The organism is Priestia sp. VA7 (genome assembly GCF_055710015.1).
This window is the reverse complement of record NZ_JBVQPN010000001.1, coordinates 965441-984977: the sequence shown is the minus strand read 5'-3', so window position 1 is coordinate 984977 and position 19537 is coordinate 965441. Positions and strand designations below refer to the sequence as shown.

The following is a 19537-nucleotide window of genomic DNA, read 5'->3' as shown; positions in this document are numbered from 1 at the left end:
AAGATATTTTTAGCGAAGACCTCACTTGCCCTGCAAGCTGCAAAAATCATATAAATCTAAACTGACAATCATTTTGTGAAATTGATCAAATAAATTAATAACAGCTAAAAGCTCTAACAGCTGCGTATCACTGTAAAATTTCTTTAATTGATTCATATCAGCATCCGTCAACTCCCTTGGACGCACCCGGTATACATCAATAAATCGAAACAGCAGTCGATCTTTTTCTTCCAGCTCTTTTTCTCTTAACACTTTTTGATTAAGCGTCTCATCGCCTACATATGACATGCTCATACACGTCTCACAGCCGTTAACACCTGCTAGATAAAGCCTTATTTTTTCCTTAGTCTCTTTTTCTACTATATCGCTGTTCCAAAGCGTGTCGTAAAGCTCATCATACAATCTTTTTACATGCGGAATTAAATTCAATGCTTTTTCAAAATTTGTTCCCTCTTCGTTTGCTAACAAAACTCTTGCCATTTTTCACTCACTCCTTTTTAATTATTATAGTAAGAAAAATGGAAATTTCAGATTACAGATAAAACATCTTAGCTACTATTACTAATCAAATGAAATGTTAATGAGAAAGAAGGTTTTCAATTGAAAATTGATGAAATTGATTTATCGATTTTGCAGGCGCTGCAGCAAAACAGCCGCCTTTCCTTACGAGAGCTAGGAAAACAAATTAACTTGTCTCCTCCTTCGGTGGCAGAGCGAGTACGACAGCTAGAGAGCTTTGGCGTTATAAAAGGGTATACGATTGATATTGATTATGAAAAGCTGCATTTGCCCGTGTCGTGTTTTATTGAAGTAACGATGAAAAACGGAGAGCACGAGCGTTTTAAACGATTTATTTCTCAGTATCCCTACGCTTTATTCTGTGAACGCATCGCCGGGCAAGCCTGCTTTATTACAAAGCTTCAGCTTCCTCACCTGCACGTACTCGAACAATTTATTAACGAAATTACACCTTATGCCAAAACGATTTCACACATCGCCCTTTCTCACGTGGAGATGGCTCCTGCATTATTGAGTCATTTAAAAGATGAAAAGTGATTGAAACGTAACGAAAAAATCCGAACGATTGGATTGATCGTTCGGATTTTCTTTCCACTAAACTACTTTTGTCCCAGCCTCTTTTATTCGTCCAACAGCATAAAAAATAACCCTCCAAAGCTGGAGGGTATAAATTTTCCGAATAATGAAAGTTTTACAACTTCATTTTATCAGGTGACGACATTTCTGTCTACTTAAAAATGTAAAAGAGCTCTCTAGTACTAGAGAGCTCTTTTACTTGCTTGTTTTGGAGAAACAATCAATCTATATAAAAGGGAACTACCTAAGGCTGAAAGTCACGTGAAACCTTGGCAGTTCATCCTGGATATACCGGTTGATATGATTCAAAACAAGTTCTTTCATCATTTCTTCTTTGACTTCTGATTCCGTTTTTTTATCTTTTTGTTTTAAAATAAGAATATAATAGACTTTACCCATTTTAATGGGCTTACTACTCTCTCCGATGTGCTGTTTTTTTAAAACATCTATAAAAGAGGGAGATAGACTTGAAAGCTTTAGATTATCAGCATTCTCTATTTTGCTGACTGTCTGGACATCAGCATATTTTTTTTGAACGTCCTGAAGAGATGTTCCTTTTTGCAGTTCAGCCGCAGCGGCAGCGGCATCATATAAAGTAGAAAAAGCCAGCTGCGTAAAAGATACGCGCGTTAGATCGTTTTCAATACGTTTATAGTAAGCAGTTAGTTCATCAGACGTAATTTGTTTGCGGAAATATTCTTCTAATTTAAACTGATTCGTTAGCTGGTTGGTTACATCACTAGAACGAATATTTAACACTTCATAACCTTGTTTTCTTGTATCCTCGTTATATGAGCGTTTAATTTGCTTCCACATATCCTCGACTTGTTTTTGTACTTTATCGCTTGTCTTTAGATGTGAAATTAAGATTTTTTGCATAACAAGCTGCCGCAATAACTCTTTGCGGTAGCTTGTATCATTTAGCGGAGCATCTGGATTTAAGAACCCTTCAACGGCTAAAAAACGGTTGAATTCAGCTCCTGTCACCTTGCCTCCCTCATACGCTGCCAGTTCTTTGGTAGAAGATAACTGACTAATTTCTACAGAAGGAAACATCGTGTTTGAATGCTTCCCTCCGCAGCCGGTTAAAAATCCGAAGGCTGTTAATACTGCTAGTAGCAGCTTTAACGGTGTTGGACTCATCCATTGTTATCCTGCTGCTCTGAAAGCTTCAGAGAAATAGTTTGTTTTTTTCCATTTCGATACACGTCTAATTTTACCGTGTCTCCTACTTTACGTTTTGTGTATAGATATTGACGTAAATCACTGGATGTTTTGACTTCATTTCCATCGATGGCAACAATCACGTCTTTTGATTGTAAACCTGCATCAGAAGCAGAAGAGAATGGTTCAACCGTCGTTACGACAACTCCTTCAGACGTATCGCTGGTTAGGCCTAGCTGGTTTTGTTTTGTTGCAGCTGAAAGCTGACCTACATCTTGAAGACCTACCCCCATATATGGACGCGTTATTTTTCCGTTTTTCATCAGCTGTTCAATCGTCGGCTGCACTTCATCGCTTGGAAGAGCAAAGCCGATGCCTTCTACATTGTCTTCTGAAATTTTCATACTGTTGATACCGACTACTTCACCGGAAGAATTGATTAAGGCACCGCCGCTGTTTCCTGGATTAATCGCCGCATCCGTTTGAATTGCATCTACGTTCCAATTTTCTGAAATAGGGACAGAGCGTTTTGCTGCGCTCACGATACCTTGTGTGACCGTACGAGAAAATTGTTCACCAAGAGGATTTCCGATTGCAAGCACCGTTTCACCTGCTACTAAATCCGATGATTTCCCGAACTTCGCCACTTGTTCAACATTTTTGTCAGACATCTCAAGCACCGCTAAATCCGTTAGCGCATCAGCTCCGACAATCTTAGCTTTTTCTTTTTGTCCGTTTGAAAGTGACACTTCTACTTCGCTTGCGCCGTCAATAACGTGGTTATTGGTCACAACGTATGCTTTTCCATTTTCTTTTTTGAAAATAACACCGGAACCCGTTCCTGCTTCTTGCGTTTGGGTATCTCCAGAAAATGGATTTGTTTGCTGTTGAATATTGTTCACGCCTACAACAGCAGCTGATACTTTATTTACAACTGAAACAAGATCTGACTGATTCACGGTTGTGCTTACTGTTCGAGGCGTTGTGCTCGTTGTTGTTGCGGTTTGAGTCTGCGTTGTTTGATTCGCTGTTTGCGTATCAGCTGAATCCATTAACCCCAGCTGCGGAGCACCGTATAGCACAATTCCTCCACCTAGCACTGCTCCGGCGATAGAAGATGCAATCACTGGAAATAAGCGTCTTCTTGGAGGCTGTGATGATGACGCAGGCTGATACTGATCGTAGCGCTGCTGGCGGTTTTCATATTCTTCTTTTTGTTCTTGCTCTCTTTCATAATCACGTGGATCCATGAAAAACACTCCTTTTAACGTAGCAAATTTTATGTTATCTATACTATAAAATAAAAGTTTGGGATAAGTATCAAAACAATGTGTGAAATTGTGAAAAATTTCTTTATAACAGCAAACACGTAGTATAATAGCGGGTACATAGACCTTTTGAGAAACGCACACATATGGCGTAATATGCTTTATTTACCTTAATTTTCATATATTCAGAGGAAGGTGTCAAATTTGAGCTTTACACTATATTTAGTAGAGGATGAACAAAATTTAAACGAAGTTTTAACCCTTTACCTTCAAAAAGAAGGCTGGGATGTTCGCTCATTTTTTAACGGCACGGACGCCAAAGAAATGATTACAACCCCTCCGCATCTGTGGATTTTAGATATTATGCTGCCTGATATTGACGGGTATCAGCTCATTCGCGAAATCAAGCAGCAAACGCCACATGTGCCTGTTATTTTCATCTCAGCCCGCGATGCCGATATTGACCGGGTTCTTGGGCTTGAAATGGGCAGCGACGACTATTTATCAAAGCCTTTTTTGCCTCGTGAACTAGTTATTCGAGCAAACAAACTGCTAAACCGCGTATATGGTTCCAATCAAAAGAAAACCGATACCATTACGCTGACTCCTTATGAAATCGATTTACATACCCGTACAGTCAGTGAAAATGGAAAGCCGATTGATTTAACGTCTAAAGAATTTGATTTTCTCGTCACTATCTCAAAAGACCTTGGACAGGCTTTTTCACGGGAGCAGCTGCTGAATCTCATTTGGGGAGAAGATTATTTCGGCACAGACCGAGTGGTGGATGATTTAGTAAGGCGCGTGCGTAAAAAAATGCCGCAAGCACGAATTGAAACGATTTACGGATACGGATACCGGATGATGAAAGCATGAAAAACAAGTCGCTTGCATTTCAAATTTGGCTCGTCATCTCCGGTATTTTACTGCTTATTTCAATTTTGCTCGCTATTTTATTCCCAACGACGCTCAGGCAGTTCTTCACGAATGAAATTTATACCACTATTGAAAATGAACAGCATATTTTAAAAGAATACGGACTGCCCAGCCGCTCAGGTGAATACTACTTTAGCAATGAAGACAGTGAACCAACACTTGGAAATCGAACCGTGGATCATATTTTATTGCCTGAACATGCGGATATCTCTTATTTTTCATCACGGGTGTTGCCTCAAGACTTTTTGAGAAAAGCACAGGAAGATGCAATCAGCCAGCGAAAAATCGTCGCTCGCTATGAAAAAGATCTTGGCAACCGGACGCTTTTTTATGTAATTCGAAAAGTAAGCGTAAACGGACAGCCTGCTTTTTTGCTTTCATTTTCGTGGGATACGTATCGCAACGCGCTCACTTCTACTCTGTTTAAACAGCTGCTTCTTGTAATTTCAATTGTATTTCTATTCAGCTGGCTTCCATCTATTTGGCTATCAAGATATTTAAGCAAGCCGCTTGTATCGCTTGAAAAAGATGTGAAAAAAATTGCCGAACAAAATTGGCATGAGCCCGTTGCAGTCAACCGTTCCGATGAAATTGGCAAGCTAGGCGCCTCCATCGAGCAAATGCGCAAAAGGCTCGTATCTAAAGATGAAGCACAGCAAACGCTGCTTCAAAATATTTCACACGATTTAAAAACACCGGTTATGGTGATTCAAAGCTACGCTCAGTCGATTCAAGACGGCATTTATCCAAAAGGTGATTTATCTCAAACGGTAAAAGTTATTGAAGATGAATCCAAAAATCTTGAGAAAAAAATCCGCGATTTGCTTTACTTAACCAAGCTTGACTATATGTCCACTCATCAGCTTGCACAAGATGACTTTGATTTTACTGCACTTCTTCATGAAGTAGTGGATCGCTTGCGGTGGAGGCGCCCTGAAATACAGTGGGAATTTGACGACGAAAACGCAACGATTAAAGGAGATAAAGAACTGTGGACAAAAGTTCTTGAAAATGTACTCGACAATCAGCTGCGCTATGCCGAGACGAAGGTTTCACTTTCACTTGCTAAACACCAAATGAACGTTCAATGTACAATCAGCAACGATGGTCCGCCGATTGATCAAAGCGTGCTTCAACACTTGTTTGAACCGTTTAAAAAAGGAGCAAACGGTGAATTCGGTATCGGCTTAAGTATCGTAAAGCGTATTGTTACGATGCACGATGCAGCCATTACGGCTGAAAACACAGACACCGGAGTAACGTTTTCACTTACTATTCCTATATAAACTAAAAAAGCAAGGGATTCGAATCCCTTGCTTTTTTATGAAAAAATTGATGTATAGGCATAAAGAGCCGGTGAACCGCCTGAGTGGACAAACACCACATTTTCATCCTTATTAAAATAACCTTTTCGAATTAAATCAATTAGACCAGCCATCGCTTTTCCCGTATACACAGGATCCAATAAAATCCCTTCCGTACTGGCCACAAGTTTGACTGCTTCCACCATCTCTTCTGTCGGAACAGCATACCCTGGACCTACGTATTCATCCATACATACAATCTCTTCTTTTTTAAAAGGCGTTTTACTATGTAAATGATCATAAAGTTCACTCGTCAGCTTGGCAACTTTTACTTCTTGCTCTTCTTTAGCACGACTGACATTCATTCCAATAACAGATACGTCACTTTGAAGACCTTGAAAGCCTGCCACTAATCCTGCATGCATACCTCCGCTGCCGCTTGTACAAACTACGTGGTTAAGCTTTATTTGCTGCTCATAGCTTTGCATAAGCAGCTCTTGTGCACAGGCAGCGTATCCGGTTGCACCGATAACATTCGAACCTCCTACTGGAATTAAATACGGTTTATGACCTTTTTCAATTAGCTCTCGCTCTACTGTTTTCATTTCGGCTGTCAAATCAGAACCTTCAGCGACAAACCGCATGTCATGAGCGCCTAATAAATGATAAAGAAAATAGTTTCCTGTGGGCTGATCGCTTGCTTTATTTTCGCCTTCTTCTAATACGAGCACGCATTTCATTTGTTCTTTTACAGCCGCAGCGAGCGTCAAACGACAATGATTGGATTGTATCGCACCGCACGTTACAAGCACGTCTGCTCCTTGCGCTTTTGCATCAGCTACTAAATATTCAAGCTTGCGCGTCTTATTTCCGCCCCCTGTCAGTCCAAGCATATCATCTCGCTTCATATAAATTGAAGGTCCATTTAACTGCTGAGATAAAACCGATAGCTTTTCTAAAGGTGTAGGGGAATCCGTATATTTTCTTCTAGAAAATTGAGTTAAGTTCATGCTCTCATCCTCTCTTTCATATTTGTTCTATTTTACCATATAGAAGCTTTTGAAGAGCTTTTTACGAAAGGGCTTTCTATAACTTGTATACATAAGAACAAGTAGTCAACATACATTAAACCATATAAACAGTTTGAAGGAGTGTTTTCAATGAGTGAAAAAGCAGTACTTTGCAGCGTCTCACGAGTAGTCAAATCACAGCACATTTTTCCAAATGACCTAAACAATCACCACACCCTTTTTGGGGGAAAAATTGTCGCTGACATGGACATGACGGCCTCTCTTTCAGCAGCTAAACATTCCCGAAAGACGTGTGTTACGGCTTCCATTGATCACGTTGATTTTATCGAACCAGTCACCGAAGAAGATTTTATTTCATATGAAGCATTCGTTGTTGTTACAGGAAAAAGCTCCATGATTATTTTTGTTAAAGTGATTGCCGAAAATTTGTTAACGGGCATTAAGCGTATTGCAGCTACTTCTTTTCTCACCTTTGTTGCATTAGAAAACGGGAAACCTGCCCCCGTTCCTCAAGTTATTGCTCAAACTGAAGAAGAAAAAAGTCTTCAAAAAGTAGCTCTTGAACGAAAAGAGTCCAAAAAAACGCAGGTTGAGCACAGCAAAGCGATTGCGAGCATTTTATCTAAATCTTTGCGCAGCAGTAATTAAGCTCTTCATCTAAAAAGCAGCTGTCTGCTTTTTAGACGAAGTTTTTTTAGTTTTCACATTGTTATTTAATGTAATATGCGATATATTGGTTTTATGAAAAATAACATTCAACCTCTCAAACGACTTTCTTTAAGGGAAGAAGTCTATCAAACACTTAAACACAATATTGTCATGCTTGAATTTCAGCCGGAACAAAAGCTTCAGGATAAAGAACTGGCTGAGCAGTTTGGAGTTAGCCGCACTCCTGTTCGAGAAGCATTAAAAAGGCTTGAAGATGAAGGCCTTGTTCAAACGACACCTGGTTCTTCTACAAAAGTGGCTCCATTAAACCTTGAGGAGGCAAAACAATCTTTTATTGTCGTGGCAGCTCTTCATGCACTTGCTGCTAAGCTGGCTTGTACTTCGTTACAAGAAGAAGATATGGGCGAACTAATCAAACACAATCAATCTCTAGAACATGCAATCAAAACAAGAAATGTCCTTAAAGCGATCGAAGCGGATGAAGCATTTCATTTCGTCTTTTTAAAACGGGCGAACAATATAGAGCTAGAACGTGTCGTAAAACAAACAAGCGCCAAAATTCAGCGTCTGGAAATCGCTCGTTTTTCGTCTCTTGCTAGCCTTGCTTCGGTTGATCAGCACAAAGAAATCATAAACGCTTGCGGTCAAAAAGATGCCGCACTGACATCGCAGCTTGTCGAAACGAACTGGCTGACGCTAGGTGAAGCGCTGACAAGTGAGGAGGAATCCAAGTGAAGCCTCTTTTATTAGGCATTGCTGCATCATTCTTTTTTGCTTTTACATTCGTTTTAAATCGAGCGATGGATTTATCCGGAGGCAGCTGGGCGTGGAGCTCGTCGCTGCGCTATTTTTTTATGGTACCTCTTTTGCTTATGCTCGTTTATTTTTGGGGTGGTATTAAACCAGTGGTGGCAGAAATAAAAGCCCAGCCTCAAAAATGGCTGCTTTGGAGCACGGTTGGATTTGGGTTATTTTACGCTCCTCTTTGTTTTGCTTCAGCCTACGGTCCCGGCTGGCTTATTGCAGGAACTTGGCAAATCACAATTTTATCGGGGTCTCTCCTAGCTCCTTTGTTTTACAAGGAAGGAAAGAAGCCAGGAGGCATTCCTTTCAAGCAGCTAGGTTTTTCGTTTATTATTTTAATAGGAGTTGTGCTCATGCAGCTTGAGCATGCGACTGAACTGTCGGCCGCTACTGCCTTGCTTTGTACCATTCCCATTTTAATTGCCTCTTTTGCGTACCCGCTTGGCAACCGTAAAATGATGGAAGTGTCGTCACTTAATACGTTTCAGCGCGTGCTTGGAATGACGCTTTCAAGCCTGCCGTTTTGGATTATTCTTTCTGTCTATGCCTGCGTGACCGATGGACTGCCAAAAACCACTCAGATTTATCAAAGCAGTTTAGTTGCCTTACTTTCAGGAGTATGTGCAACAGTTTTATTTTTTGCAGCAACCGACCTTGTTAAAAAAGATTCTCAAAAGCTAGGTGCAGTTGAAGCTACACAATCGATGGAAGTTTTATTTGCCCTGCTAGGAGAGGTCTTCCTTCTATCAAGTCCTTTGCCATCGATTCTTTCTTGGGTTGGAATGGGAGTTATCATAGCAGGCATGGTCCTTCACAGCTACCAAACAAGTCATAAAAAAGCTATACCGCAAAAAGAATTGACCTACTAATTAATAACAAAAAAGAGCGTCTTAGTCGGCGCTCTTTTTGTTTATACAACAGACCTTCTTTCTAAATTGAAGACATTCACCTGCTCAGCATCAAAGCGGCTTAGCAACGAATCTACTCCGTACTCAAGTGCAAAAGCACGTTCATTTTCTGAAATCGGAACGGCCTGCAGGAACGTTACTTTTTTATCAGATAGTTCAATCGTTGAAAAATTATCCCATAAAAACGGCGGAATAAGCAAAATGTGCTGCATATGAAAGCTGTCATCAAGAACTGCAATAACATCTTTATAAATAGCTCCTGGGAAGATGGACACATGAGATTTCATCATATGGAAAATACAGTTTGCTAAAATAGCAGAATAAATACCGAATTCCTCATGACAAGCCCCAACGATTTCAATTCGAAGCGGGATCCCTCCAACTGTATAGCCTGTCGGACATTGATGTCCCCCGAGCGTTGCATACGCGGTTACGTCTTGACGCGGATGGTTTTCACACGCCACAACGTGAATACCATGCTTTTTTCTTTCATCTGAATAATCTTCAATTCGATCCTTTTGACCAAATACATCTATTGCTTTATGTATAATTAATTCTTCATCTTTTGTAAAATTACTCATAAAAAACCTCCTTGCTTGCGACCTTAAAAAGCTCCCTACTGTACAGCATATACTACTGCACTCGCTTACGATATAGTTTTTAGAAAATGTGATAGAAATGTTATCGTTTCGTAACATACTATGATATTGTATCAAGAAGCAAACGAGAAACCTTAACCAATTTTTTCTTTTCCCATAAAAAATAGAGCCTGCACCATGGCAGCCTCTATTTTTTATGACATTATTATGAAATAATTTGTAATTCTTTTGGGTACTTCGTTAACGTTTCGTATCCATCTTTTGTAATGATTACATCATCTTCGATACGCACGCCTCCAAGTCCTGGAATATAGATACCCGGTTCAATTGTATATACCATGCCTTCTTGAAGCACATCATCATTGTTACGGCTCATTGAAGGAAACTCATGCACGCTAATACCAAGACCATGACCAAGACGATGCAAGAAATACTCTCCATATCCTGCTTCTGTAATAATATTGCGTGCTACCATGTCCAAGTCGCCAATTCGAGTACCGGGCTTGGAAGCTTCAAGTGCTGCCTGCTCAGCGTGCTGTACCGTTTCATAGATTTCTTTTTGCTTATCATTAATAGACTTGTAAGCAACTGTACGTGTAATATCTGAACAGTATCCGTCTAGCACTACACCTAAATCGAACAGAACCATATCTCCTGGCTTTAACGTGCGAAGACCTGGGTTCCCATGCGCTTCTCCCGTTTTTTCACCAAATAAAACCATCGTTGAAAACGACATCTCACGAATTCCTTTTCGCTTTAGCTCGTATTCAATTTTAGCGAGAACATCCATTTCCGTAATGCCTTCTTTTAAAGCAGCTACGCCTACTTCTACACCAAAATCAGCTAAGGCAGCTGCCTTTTGCAGAATCTCAACTTCACGCTCATCTTTAATTAAACGCAGCTGATTTAACTTCTCTTCTGCTCCGACTAGCTCAGCATTTGGATATAGGCTAAGCAGTTCTTCGGCTCTCGCATACAGCAGCTGTTCTTTCTCTACAGCAACCTTTTTCACATCCATTACGTTTCGTTTATGTAAAGCTTCTTTAATAAGTTCCCAAGGATTTTGATGGTCTTCATATCCAATCACATCAAACTTCCAGCCGGCTTCTTTTGCTTGTCCCACTTCCATTGATGGACAAACAAGCATCGGCTCTGCTTCGTTAAACACAAATAAGCCAAGTAAACGCTCATGCGGATCCGTATGAAATCCAGTTAAATAAAATACGTTTTCGGTTGACGAAATAAAGGCCGTTTCTACATTCTTTTCTTTTAGCCACGATACGACTTTTTGTAAACGTGCTTCCATTAAAAAAACCCCTTTCATTGTGCAATATTACTATTATAACATAGTTATTTAGCAATATTGTACAATGAATAGAGGTTAAGACAAAGCCGCGTGAAGAGTAGTAAGCTGCTCTTTAATCGCTTTTCGCTGAATACTTACTTTCATCAGCCAGCCATTTTCTCCGTATCTATAAATAAATTCGTACGTACCTTTAGGAAAATATTCTTTTATCAGCATGTCCCGATTTTCAACAAATCCCGGATCGCCAATAAAATAGGTACCTTCTTCAAGCGGAAGTTCATGAACTTTTTTTTCTAGCTGCTTCTCTTCGTCTTCATCATCATCTATAACAATGTGCAGACCGTATTCATCACGCACAACATCAAATTCACCGTTTTGTTCAAGCCCGAGCACAGGCACCACTTGTCCATTTACCGTTAGCAGCTGCTTCGTTCCTTCAATGACCTGGGACCAGTGATCATCGTATAAAGTAGAAGAATAAAAAATATAGCCCTGAGATTTATATAATAAAAGAAGCTGTTCAAAATGATTTTTCACTTGTTCTTTATCAAATAGAATAACAAAATGCTTTCGATAGAAAAAACTTGTAAAAGGCAGAATAGACGATTGATTAAGCTCTTTAATTATTTCAGCACTATCTTTACCTGAAATAATAGCTCCGGTCAATTCCCCCGCGCCATAAGGTTTCCAATGACTTAACGCCGCTTCTGGAATCAGCACAAGGTTCGAAGATGACACATATATACTCATTCGCTTCACTCCTTTTTTCTGCATTTAGACCTATATTTGATTCTCCGCAAACAGAGACTTTCCTCTTATTCCATTCTTAAAAGACAGAAATTTTTCCCCAACTATGATAGATTATAACAAATATCCTCGAAAAAAATAACCTTTATTTCCTCTTTCTTCTATTTGTACACTTTTCTTATTTTAGCTGTCTTCGCAGATTTACTAGTGAACGTACTTGCTAATCTAATTCCTTAGTGTTAATTTTATTATGTCGTTTTATAATTTTTTGCATAATTGGTTTCAAACAAAAAAGTATTAATATTTTTGAATGCGATGGTGAGACATTTGGAAGAACGTACAGAACGTAAACAACATAAAAGAAAAAAGCAAAGAAAAAAGAAACGCTTTAGAAAGCTACTTCTTTTCTTTCTCATTCTTGTAATCGCCGCTGGTGCGTATGTGTATTATCAATACCAACAAGGGTTAGCAGAAGCAGACGGAGCTTTTGGGAAAGATGGACAATTTGATTTTAATGGTGCAAGTGCCAATTTAGATAGCATGAATGTGCTGCTTCTTGGAATTGACTCTCGAGGTGAAGAACATTCGCGTGCCGATACAATCATGATTGCTCATTATGACAAAGACAGCAATCAGCCTAAAATTGTTTCTTTGATGCGTGATTCATATGTGGATATTCCTGGACATGGCAAAAACAAATTAAATTCAGCCTATGCATTTGGCGGGCCAGAATTAATGCGTAAGACAATTAAAGAAAATTTCGGCGTAGATGTAAACTATTATGCCGTTGTTGATTTTAAAGGCTTTTCTAAAGTTGCCGATACGATTGCCCCTGAGGGAATTACGGTTACCGTGCCGCACGAAATGTCATCAGGAATTGGCATGACGCTAAAACCTGGAAAACAAACTCTTCGCGGAGATAAATTACTAGGATACGTGCGATTCCGACATGATAGCCAAAGTGATTTCGGGCGCGTGAAGCGTCAACAAGAAGTGATCGGTAAATTAATGGATGAAGCTCTTCAAGTAAAGACGCTGGCGAAAGCTCCTAAGCTATGGGGCGTCATTGATCCATATGTGGATACAAATATTCCGCCAAAAACATTTATTGTGATAGGAAAAGATTTTTTAGTTGGAAATCAGCCAGATTTAAAATCTCTTCGTTTACCGGTTGAAGGTTCCTATTCAAATGAACGAATATCCGGTATTGGTGCTGTTTTAAGCATCGACCTTGAAGAAAACAAACAAGCGTTACAGTCATTTTTAAATTAGGAAAAGGTGTCCATTGGCGGACACCTTTTTTTATACTATTCAAAAAAACTTCTGTTTTTCCTCCCTATCCTTCAAAAAAATTTGAGCTTCGACAAAAAATGAAGCCATTTTCCAGGAAACAGCTATTTCTTTGAAGTTCTATTTTTCCTGTTACATGCGTATATGAAAAGAGAAGGACTTCTTTTTTATATTTTTGATTCAAGGAGATGAACGTATGAAATTATATGGTTTTCAATCTGAAGAAGAGCGTTCCTTTCTTCATTCTACCTATAAAGTAAACCCATTGCTTTCTCATACTGGAGATGTCAAAATTAGCTTTCTATCTTTTCAAGAAAATGATTATACCCCTCGTCAAGAAGCTACGATTCCACAGCTTCTATTAGTCGTTCACGGGGAAGGCTGGGTAGCTGGGGATAACGGCCTGAAAATTTATATCAAACAAGGTGAATCCGCATTTTGGAGAGCGGGAGAATCATTTGAAGTCGGGAGTCTAACGGCTATGACAGGATTACTCATTGAAGGATTAGATATCGCTCCTCAAAAGCTGCTTACTTCTTTTTCACGAACAAATGTAAATTAAAAAGCCGCGTTAACGCGGCTTTTTTTTATTATCTTAGTAATCGAGCGTAGCTTTCAGCACTATCTTGAATAACTTTGTCACTCAGGTCACCGCCTGCTCCTTGAAATAAAAATGGCGTTTGGAACTTCATACCTGTTAAATTTGCCGTAGCTTGAAACGGAAGAAGCAGATGATTCATTGGGTAACGGTTGTATCCCCCTTCTTGATAAGCTTCCGCAGGGCCTCCTGTCGAAGTAGCTACGACAAACTCTTTTCCCTGAAGTTTAGTACCTTTGCTTCCATAAGCCCATCCGTATGTTAAGACAACATCTTGCCACTCTTTCAAGAGTGCCGGTGAGCTGTACCAGTAAAATGGAAATTGAAAAACAATACGATCGAATTGAAGAGCTAACTCCTGCTCTTTTTCTACATCAATTTTGAAATCGGGATAGTTTGCGTATAAATCATGAACGTACACATTCTCTTCTTTTTTTACTCGCTCTGCCCACGCTTTATTAATGCGAGAAGATGCTAAGTTTGGATGCGCTAAAATAACAAGTGTTTTCATTTTACTACTCTCCTTCTAATGTCTGTGCTTGCTTTGTTCTTTTCTATTTTTCACGCTTGCCTCTCACGGCTTGCTCAGTTATTCTTTCCTTTTCCTTCAGCAAATCCAAGTTAGTTTACACTTATAAACTACCAGTATTATCATTCTGCTTCAATAAAATTGACTTTGCTTTTATCACCTTTACTTTTTTTATGTATCCAAAACGGCAGATAAAGGACAAGAAAGCTAAGAATTATCATTCCTTCAATCCATACTAAATACCAAGGATGAGGTCCAAGAACATCCAGCAAGGAAGCGTGTTCTGGCTTTTTCATCATGTATAAATAATTCGCCCCGAGTAAACGATTCATGACATAGATAAAACCTCCGTACAGATTAACAAATACTACGCTTACCCACAAAGAACGAAACGTCGGCTCATATCTGCAAACAGCAATTAGCATACAGCAAGCAAGTACCACACCGCCATGCGATACATAAAACTGCACATAGCGAAACTGGGCATACGCATAGCCGCCAAGGTCTGGGGTAATCATCGCTTGAACAGAGCTGCTGATTCCTGCGAAGTACACAAAATAAAAAAGAAACCTGCTTTTGGTTATCAGCATAACAGCAGCCAGCAGCACGACTATATCACTGAGCTGAAGAGGCAAGGAAGTTTCAGCAGACCACTGATGGCAGCTGATTTCCCAAGCTTGGTAGGCTGTTTCTGAAGCAATTAGAATGAGTGAAAGCAAAATGAACACAAACCTCTTTTTTCGCAGCTGCTTTCGACATAAAAAAATAAATGCTCCTATAATCACGATAATAGCTAAAGTTACAAGATGTTCAACTGAAAAAAGCTGAAAGGAATGTTGTACAGGATGACACGTAAAAAATGAATTCATAAAAACGCCTCCCTTCCATCAGAAAACAAATTCGGTACCTTTAGCTTGTTCATAAGACCTCATTTTCATTAATGCTTCTCTCGCATTAAAAGGAGATTGAGACATAACGAAATCACGCCAATCTAAAGACGGCCGAATGGTGTAAATAATCGAGTATGGATCACTTCTTGCACCGCAGTTGATTTCCATGCAAGGCTTCGCTTTCCGCGGGAGTCTTCGCGTTGCCCTCCAATCAACTGCTAGAACCAACTAAAATAAAAAGATCCGAACGATTCATCATTCGGATCTTCTTTCAACTAACATACTGTTATCCTAGCTTTTTTCTTCGTTTTTACTCTCTAATTAATCCTTTTTTCACTAAGAATTGATGAGCAACTTCTTCAGCCGTTTTTCCTTTCGCATTTACTTGATAGTTCATTTCACGCATTTCCTCATCACTGATTTTACCGCCCAGTTGATTTAAGATTTTTTTCAGTTCAGGGTGCTCTTTTAGCGTATCTTCACGAAGTACAGGCGCTCCTTGATACGGCGGGAAGAGCTGCTGATCGTCTTTTAAGACTTTCAAACCAAACTGTTTAATTTCAGGGTCCGTTGCGTAAGCATCAAGCATGTTAATATCGCCTTTTTCTACAGCGCGATAGCGAAGCTTCGGCTCCATGGTTTTAATATTCGGGAAGGTAAGGCCATATTCTTTTTGGATGCCTACATAGCCGTCTTCACGATCTTTAAACTCAAGCGTAAATCCTGCTTTTACTTTATCTGTTGCATTTGCCAAATCTGAAATAGTTGTTAGATTATTTTCTTTGGCAAATTCTTTTGTCACGGTCAATGTGTACGTATTATTAAACTTCATTGGATCTAAATAGACAAGACCGAATTTCTTTTGAAACTCTTCTTTTGCCTGCTTGTACACCTCTGTTTCATCTTTGCTGTCCGGCTGTTCCTTTAGATGCGTCACAATGGCTGTACCTGTATATTCAGGGTACAAATCAATTTCCATGTTACGCAGAGCCTCAAATACAAATACCGTTTTCCCAAGCGACGAACGAAGATTTACTTTCATATCGGTTTGATCTTCAATTAATTCTTTGTACATATTAATTAAAATGTCTTGTTCTGCACCAATTTTCCCTCCGATAACAAGGTCTGGTTTTGTTGCGCTCATCGCTGCAAACGGAGAAACAAGAATGAGTATTAATACGATGATCATAATAAACGAGCGTTTTTTGGACCCTTCTTTAGCTGAGTGTTCAATCGTTCGCAGAATTCCATCAAAAATAAGCGCTAATAATGCTGCTGGAATGGCTCCTAATAAAATCAAACTATTATCGCTTCGGTCAATACCAAGCAAAATTAAGCTTCCGAGCCCGCCCGCTCCGATAAGAGCCACGATTGTCGCTGTGCCAATAATGAGTACCATCGCTGTGCGAATTCCGGCCATAATGACAGGAAGTGCTAGAGGAAGTTCTACTTTAATTAATCGTCTCCATGAGTTCATCCCCATGGCTTTGGATGCTTCAATTAAAGATGGGTCCACTTCTTTAATTCCGGTATATGTATTTCGTACAATAGGAAGAAGCGAATATAAAAACAGTGCAATAACCGCGGGAAAGGTTCCAATTCCGACAAGAGGAATCAGTAACCCTAATAAAGCGAGTGAAGGAATGGTTTGCAGTACGGCTGTTACGCCAATGATTGGTTCAGCAATGCGGTCATGCCTCGTTAAGTACAGTCCGAGTGGCACTGAAATTAATACGGCGATAACAAGAGCTAGTACTGAAATTTGAATGTGTTCAAGAAGAGCTTGAAACAGTGCATCTCCTCGTTGATCTAATAATGTGCTTAGTGCATTCATTACAGCGTTCCTCCTTCTTTCGTTTTATCAGAAAGAAACGCTAATAGAGTTTTGCGCGTTACGACGCCAATTCGTTTGCTCCCTTTTTTTACGGCTATTGCTTCATGGTCGTAAAGGGCGTCCATGGCCTGCTGAACAGTGGCGGTTGAAGCTAGCTCTTCAGTAGGTTCTACGTCCGGCTGTTCACTTTCTTTGACAAACATATCCAATGTCTCAAATAAAGCATTCCCTTGATTTCCAATAAATGTTTTTACAAATTCATTTTTAGGCTTTTGAATGAATTCCTCCGGGGTTCCAACTTGAACAATTTCCCCGTCTTTCATCAGGCAGATACGATCTCCAAGCGTCATCGCTTCGCTCATATCGTGCGTAACAAACACAAATGTTTTTTTGATTTTTTCTTTTAAGCTAATAACATCTTGCTGAAGCTGTTCGCGGCTTAACGGATCGAGGGCACTAAAGGGTTCGTCCATTAAAATAACGGGGGGATCAGCTGCGAGGGCACGTGCTACACCTACACGTTGCTGCTGGCCACCTGAGAGCTCAGACGGCTTTCGGTTTCGATACTGCTTTGGGTCTAGTCCTACCAAAGTAAGCAGTTCATCAATGCGCGTTTTGATTTTATTTTTCTTCCAATGCTTCATCTCGGGTACAATGGCTATATTTTCAGCAATGGTCATATGAGGAAAAAGAGCAATCTGCTGCAGGACATAACCAATGTTCCAGCGTAGCTTATGTATGTTGTGGTCCGATACGAGCTTATCTTTTATGTATAGTTCTCCTTCGGTAATATCATGAAGACGGTTAATCATTTTTAAGGTGGTTGTTTTCCCACACCCACTCGGACCAATTAAAACGAAAAACTCTCCTTCTTTAATTTCTAGATTAATATTTTTCACGGCGGTCGTACCGTCTGGATATTGCTTTGACACATTCTTAAACGTAATCAAATTATCGTTCACCCTCCCTGTTGAAATTTAATCCCTAGTTTCGTGTACCCAATATTCAGAGGCAATAAACATTCTTTTAAGAATATTTCTAAATATGATTCATAAGACCTAGGGGAAAAGATACGCATATTTTCTCATAACCTCCTAATAAGGCTATCAAACTGTTAAAGTTTTCACAAGGCGGGAAAGAATAATTTTAAAGCCGACACAAATAAAAAAACCTTCTTTCAACAAGAAAGAAGGTTTTTTAGTATGCTAGCGACAGGGATCGAACCTGCGACCTCTTGCTTACCATGCAAGTGCTCTACCTACTGAGCTACACCAGCGTCTTGGAAAATTATATCACGTTTAAATTCATTTAGGAAGCGCTTTTTTAAATTTTTTTATTGGTATATTCTCTAATTTGCTTCTTCTGAAATCCGCACTTTCTACAAAGTTCCATATTTTATGTTAGAACTCCTTACATAAATTGTGTGAATTTTCTTTTTTTATATTACCCTTAGTAAAAGAGCTTACAAAAGAAGGGAAGAAAATAGATGGAACAACAACCAACCATGACCAAATCAAAAACGGCAACTCCCTACCCAAGAGACTGCACGTTCAGCCTGGAAGATTGGACGACACTCGCTAAGTATTGGTACCCCGTCGCACGCTGCAGTGATGTAACAGAGAAACCAACGTCCGTAAAACTGCTAGATGTAAATCTAGTTCTATACCGTACCACACACAAAGTAGTAGCGGCTCGTGATTTATGCGTTCACCGAGGCACCCCCCTTAGTATGGGCTGGGTGGAAGATGATGAAATTGTCTGTCCTTACCACGGCTTCCGCTATGCAACGGACGGCGCATGCACGTCGATTCCAGCTCACCCTGATGCCAACATTTCTCCCCGCCTGTGTATGGCTGTCTATCCAGTTATTGAACGATTTGGATTAGTGTGGACTTCCCTGACAGGTGAACAAGATAACCTGCCTTACTTCGATGCGTGGGAGGCCCCTGATTTTCAGCAAATTGTTTGTCCCAGCTTTGATATCATGGGTTCGGCTGGTCGTCAAATGGAAGGCTTTTTAGACGTAGCTCATTTTGCTTGGGTGCACACGGACACATTTGGTGATCGAAACAACGCCTTTGTGCCTAAATATAAAGTAAGCGATACAGATTATGGGCTTCATGTAGAATATACGAGCACCGTGAGCAATTATTCCAAAGAACAGCAGCATTTAAATCCACCTGATTTTAAATGGCTTCGCGTCTTTGATGTTTATCCGCCGTTTACAGCTACGCTAAAAGTATACTTCCCAGAAGGCGCAGAGCTGTGGATTATGAATGCAGTCTCTCCTATTTCAGCCCGCGAAACACGTTTATTCGCACCAATCGCTCGAAACTTTGACAAAGATTCTCCCGTTGAAGGTGTGTATGACTTTAACCTTCGCGTCTTTGACGAAGACCGTGAAATGGTTGAAAACCAAAAGCCTGAAGACTTGCCTTTAGACCTGCAGATGGAAGCGCATATTATGGCTGATCAAACGTCCATCGGCTACCGGAAATTATTAAAGAAAATGGGCTTAAGCTTTAGATATACAAGCTAAAGAAATCCCCGCTGTCTCAGCGGGGA

20 protein-coding genes and 1 tRNA gene are annotated in these 19537 nt (G+C 39.9%); 9 read left to right on the top strand and 12 right to left on the bottom strand.

Going from position 1 to position 19537, the window contains the following annotated elements:
• Positions 1-21 precede the first annotated feature (21 nt).
• On the bottom strand, positions 22-480 hold the full coding sequence (locus AC0C45_RS05115; protein ID WP_013084575.1) for a carboxymuconolactone decarboxylase family protein: 459 nt from the start codon (positions 478-480) through the stop codon (positions 22-24).
• Between the two features lie 120 nt (positions 481-600).
• Between AC0C45_RS05115 and AC0C45_RS05110 the strand changes: the two genes are divergently transcribed.
• Positions 601-1056: an Lrp/AsnC family transcriptional regulator gene (locus tag AC0C45_RS05110; protein ID WP_013058593.1), complete on the top strand. Its 456-nt coding sequence runs from the start codon at positions 601-603 to the stop codon at positions 1054-1056.
• A gap of 279 nt (positions 1057-1335) precedes the next feature.
• Here the strand turns inward: AC0C45_RS05110 and AC0C45_RS05105 are convergent, their stop codons facing one another.
• Both AC0C45_RS05105 and AC0C45_RS05100 read right to left on the bottom strand, forming a co-directional pair.
• Positions 1336-2238 (bottom strand): peptidyl-prolyl cis-trans isomerase, encoded by a 903-nt coding sequence (locus AC0C45_RS05105; RefSeq protein ID WP_237892824.1) that lies wholly within the window; start codon positions 2236-2238, stop codon positions 1336-1338.
• Complete coding sequence (locus tag AC0C45_RS05100; protein WP_171776712.1) at positions 2235-3509, bottom strand: S1C family serine protease; 1275 nt, start codon at positions 3507-3509, stop codon at positions 2235-2237. Before AC0C45_RS05100 ends, AC0C45_RS05105 begins: the two co-directional genes overlap by 4 nt.
• Before the next feature lie 222 nt (positions 3510-3731).
• Between AC0C45_RS05100 and AC0C45_RS05095 the strand changes: the two genes are divergently transcribed.
• Both AC0C45_RS05095 and AC0C45_RS05090 read left to right on the top strand, forming a co-directional pair.
• Positions 3732-4403, top strand: a complete 672-nt coding sequence (locus tag AC0C45_RS05095; protein WP_013084578.1) for a response regulator transcription factor — start codon at positions 3732-3734, stop codon at positions 4401-4403.
• Complete coding sequence (locus AC0C45_RS05090; RefSeq protein WP_237892826.1) at positions 4400-5749, top strand: sensor histidine kinase; 1350 nt, start codon at positions 4400-4402, stop codon at positions 5747-5749. Before AC0C45_RS05095 ends, AC0C45_RS05090 begins: the two co-directional genes overlap by 4 nt.
• A 35-nt stretch (positions 5750-5784) precedes the next feature.
• Here the strand turns inward: AC0C45_RS05090 and cuyA are convergent, their stop codons facing one another.
• Positions 5785-6777, bottom strand: coding sequence for a D-cysteate sulfo-lyase (gene cuyA / locus AC0C45_RS05085; RefSeq protein WP_013084580.1), 993 nt, complete (start codon positions 6775-6777; stop codon positions 5785-5787).
• 150 nt (positions 6778-6927) lie between these two features.
• Here cuyA and AC0C45_RS05080 point away from each other — a divergent pair, with 150 nt between their 5' ends.
• From AC0C45_RS05080 to AC0C45_RS05070, 3 genes are all read left to right on the top strand, one after another.
• Positions 6928-7446: an acyl-CoA thioesterase gene (locus AC0C45_RS05080; RefSeq protein WP_025750103.1), complete on the top strand. Its 519-nt coding sequence runs from the start codon at positions 6928-6930 to the stop codon at positions 7444-7446.
• Positions 7447-7521: 75 nt separating this feature from the next.
• Positions 7522-8202, top strand: coding sequence for a GntR family transcriptional regulator (locus tag AC0C45_RS05075; RefSeq protein ID WP_016765211.1), 681 nt, complete (start codon positions 7522-7524; stop codon positions 8200-8202).
• Positions 8199-9140: a DMT family transporter gene (locus tag AC0C45_RS05070; protein ID WP_237892830.1), complete on the top strand. Its 942-nt coding sequence runs from the start codon at positions 8199-8201 to the stop codon at positions 9138-9140. The genes AC0C45_RS05075 and AC0C45_RS05070 overlap by 4 nt, the downstream gene beginning before the upstream one ends.
• 41 nt (positions 9141-9181) lie before the next feature.
• Here AC0C45_RS05070 and AC0C45_RS05065 read toward each other — a convergent pair whose 3' ends face one another.
• From AC0C45_RS05065 to AC0C45_RS05055, 3 genes are all read right to left on the bottom strand, one after another.
• Positions 9182-9760 carry a suppressor of fused domain protein gene (locus AC0C45_RS05065; RefSeq protein ID WP_013084584.1) on the bottom strand — a complete coding sequence of 193 codons (579 nt, stop codon included), beginning with the start codon at positions 9758-9760 and terminating at the stop codon, positions 9182-9184.
• 223 nt (positions 9761-9983) lie between these two features.
• The gene (locus AC0C45_RS05060) at positions 9984-11084 is read right to left on the bottom strand and encodes a M24 family metallopeptidase (protein WP_472927931.1); all 1101 of its coding nucleotides are present in this window, start codon (positions 11082-11084) and stop codon (positions 9984-9986) included.
• A 75-nt stretch (positions 11085-11159) separates the two neighbouring features.
• On the bottom strand, positions 11160-11834 hold the full coding sequence (locus tag AC0C45_RS05055) for a hypothetical protein (RefSeq protein ID WP_047930678.1): 675 nt from the start codon (positions 11832-11834) through the stop codon (positions 11160-11162).
• Positions 11835-12146: 312 nt separating this feature from the next.
• On the opposite strand from AC0C45_RS05055, the gene AC0C45_RS05050 reads away from it, so the two are divergent.
• Together AC0C45_RS05050 and AC0C45_RS05045 are read left to right on the top strand one after the other, a co-directional pair.
• Positions 12147-13103 carry an LCP family protein gene (locus tag AC0C45_RS05050; RefSeq protein WP_370511585.1) on the top strand — a complete coding sequence of 319 codons (957 nt, stop codon included), beginning with the start codon at positions 12147-12149 and terminating at the stop codon, positions 13101-13103.
• Positions 13104-13317: 214 nt separating this feature from the next.
• Positions 13318-13683, top strand: coding sequence for a hypothetical protein (locus AC0C45_RS05045; protein ID WP_014458652.1), 366 nt, complete (start codon positions 13318-13320; stop codon positions 13681-13683).
• Positions 13684-13711: 28 nt separating this feature from the next.
• On the opposite strand, the gene AC0C45_RS05040 is transcribed toward AC0C45_RS05045, so the two are convergent.
• The 5 genes from AC0C45_RS05040 to AC0C45_RS05020 all read right to left on the bottom strand — a co-directional run bounded on the left by AC0C45_RS05040 (position 13712) and on the right by AC0C45_RS05020 (position 18248).
• Positions 13712-14230: an NAD(P)H-dependent oxidoreductase gene (locus AC0C45_RS05040; RefSeq protein WP_472927930.1), complete on the bottom strand. Its 519-nt coding sequence runs from the start codon at positions 14228-14230 to the stop codon at positions 13712-13714.
• A gap of 140 nt (positions 14231-14370) precedes the next feature.
• Positions 14371-15117: a YwaF family protein gene (locus AC0C45_RS05035; protein ID WP_047930679.1), complete on the bottom strand. Its 747-nt coding sequence runs from the start codon at positions 15115-15117 to the stop codon at positions 14371-14373.
• Positions 15118-15448: 331 nt separating this feature from the next.
• A complete protein-coding gene (locus AC0C45_RS05030; RefSeq protein WP_237892832.1) occupies positions 15449-16972 on the bottom strand; it encodes an ABC transporter permease/substrate-binding protein in 1524 nt (507 codons plus the stop codon).
• Positions 16972-17922 carry an ABC transporter ATP-binding protein gene (locus AC0C45_RS05025; RefSeq protein WP_013084593.1) on the bottom strand — a complete coding sequence of 317 codons (951 nt, stop codon included), beginning with the start codon at positions 17920-17922 and terminating at the stop codon, positions 16972-16974. The genes AC0C45_RS05030 and AC0C45_RS05025 overlap by 1 nt, the downstream gene beginning before the upstream one ends.
• Before the next feature lie 253 nt (positions 17923-18175).
• Positions 18176-18248: transfer RNA gene (locus AC0C45_RS05020), tRNA-Thr, on the bottom strand.
• A 210-nt stretch (positions 18249-18458) separates the two neighbouring features.
• Here AC0C45_RS05020 and AC0C45_RS05015 point away from each other — a divergent pair.
• On the top strand, positions 18459-19511 hold the full coding sequence (locus tag AC0C45_RS05015; protein ID WP_034649526.1) for an aromatic ring-hydroxylating oxygenase subunit alpha: 1053 nt from the start codon (positions 18459-18461) through the stop codon (positions 19509-19511).
• The last annotated feature ends 26 nt before the right edge of the window (positions 19512-19537 follow it).

What these genes read in the sequence shown, in the direction of transcription:
- AC0C45_RS05060 (WP_472927931.1), bottom strand. Translation starts at nt 11,084, where the DNA reads ATGGAAGCACGTTTACAAAAAGTCGTATCGTGGCTAAAAGAAAAGAAT.
- AC0C45_RS05055 (WP_047930678.1), bottom strand. Translation starts at nt 11,834, where the DNA reads ATGAGTATATATGTGTCATCTTCGAACCTTGTGCTGATTCCAGAAGCG.
- AC0C45_RS05065 (WP_013084584.1), bottom strand. Translation starts at nt 9,760, where the DNA reads ATGAGTAATTTTACAAAAGATGAAGAATTAATTATACATAAAGCAATA.
- AC0C45_RS05040 (WP_472927930.1), bottom strand. Translation starts at nt 14,230, where the DNA reads ATGAAAACACTTGTTATTTTAGCGCATCCAAACTTAGCATCTTCTCGC.
- AC0C45_RS05075 (WP_016765211.1), top strand. Translation starts at nt 7,522, where the DNA reads ATGCGATATATTGGTTTTATGAAAAATAACATTCAACCTCTCAAACGA.
- cuyA (WP_013084580.1), bottom strand. Translation starts at nt 6,777, where the DNA reads ATGAACTTAACTCAATTTTCTAGAAGAAAATATACGGATTCCCCTACA.
- AC0C45_RS05090 (WP_237892826.1), top strand. Translation starts at nt 4,400, where the DNA reads ATGAAAAACAAGTCGCTTGCATTTCAAATTTGGCTCGTCATCTCCGGT.
- AC0C45_RS05115 (WP_013084575.1), bottom strand. Translation starts at nt 480, where the DNA reads ATGGCAAGAGTTTTGTTAGCAAACGAAGAGGGAACAAATTTTGAAAAA.
- AC0C45_RS05045 (WP_014458652.1), top strand. Translation starts at nt 13,318, where the DNA reads ATGAAATTATATGGTTTTCAATCTGAAGAAGAGCGTTCCTTTCTTCAT.
- AC0C45_RS05050 (WP_370511585.1), top strand. Translation starts at nt 12,147, where the DNA reads ATGGTGAGACATTTGGAAGAACGTACAGAACGTAAACAACATAAAAGA.
- AC0C45_RS05080 (WP_025750103.1), top strand. Translation starts at nt 6,928, where the DNA reads ATGAGTGAAAAAGCAGTACTTTGCAGCGTCTCACGAGTAGTCAAATCA.
- AC0C45_RS05015 (WP_034649526.1), top strand. Translation starts at nt 18,459, where the DNA reads ATGGAACAACAACCAACCATGACCAAATCAAAAACGGCAACTCCCTAC.
- AC0C45_RS05105 (WP_237892824.1), bottom strand. Translation starts at nt 2,238, where the DNA reads ATGAGTCCAACACCGTTAAAGCTGCTACTAGCAGTATTAACAGCCTTC.
- AC0C45_RS05030 (WP_237892832.1), bottom strand. Translation starts at nt 16,972, where the DNA reads ATGAATGCACTAAGCACATTATTAGATCAACGAGGAGATGCACTGTTT.
- AC0C45_RS05100 (WP_171776712.1), bottom strand. Translation starts at nt 3,509, where the DNA reads ATGGATCCACGTGATTATGAAAGAGAGCAAGAACAAAAAGAAGAATAT.
- AC0C45_RS05035 (WP_047930679.1), bottom strand. Translation starts at nt 15,117, where the DNA reads ATGAATTCATTTTTTACGTGTCATCCTGTACAACATTCCTTTCAGCTT.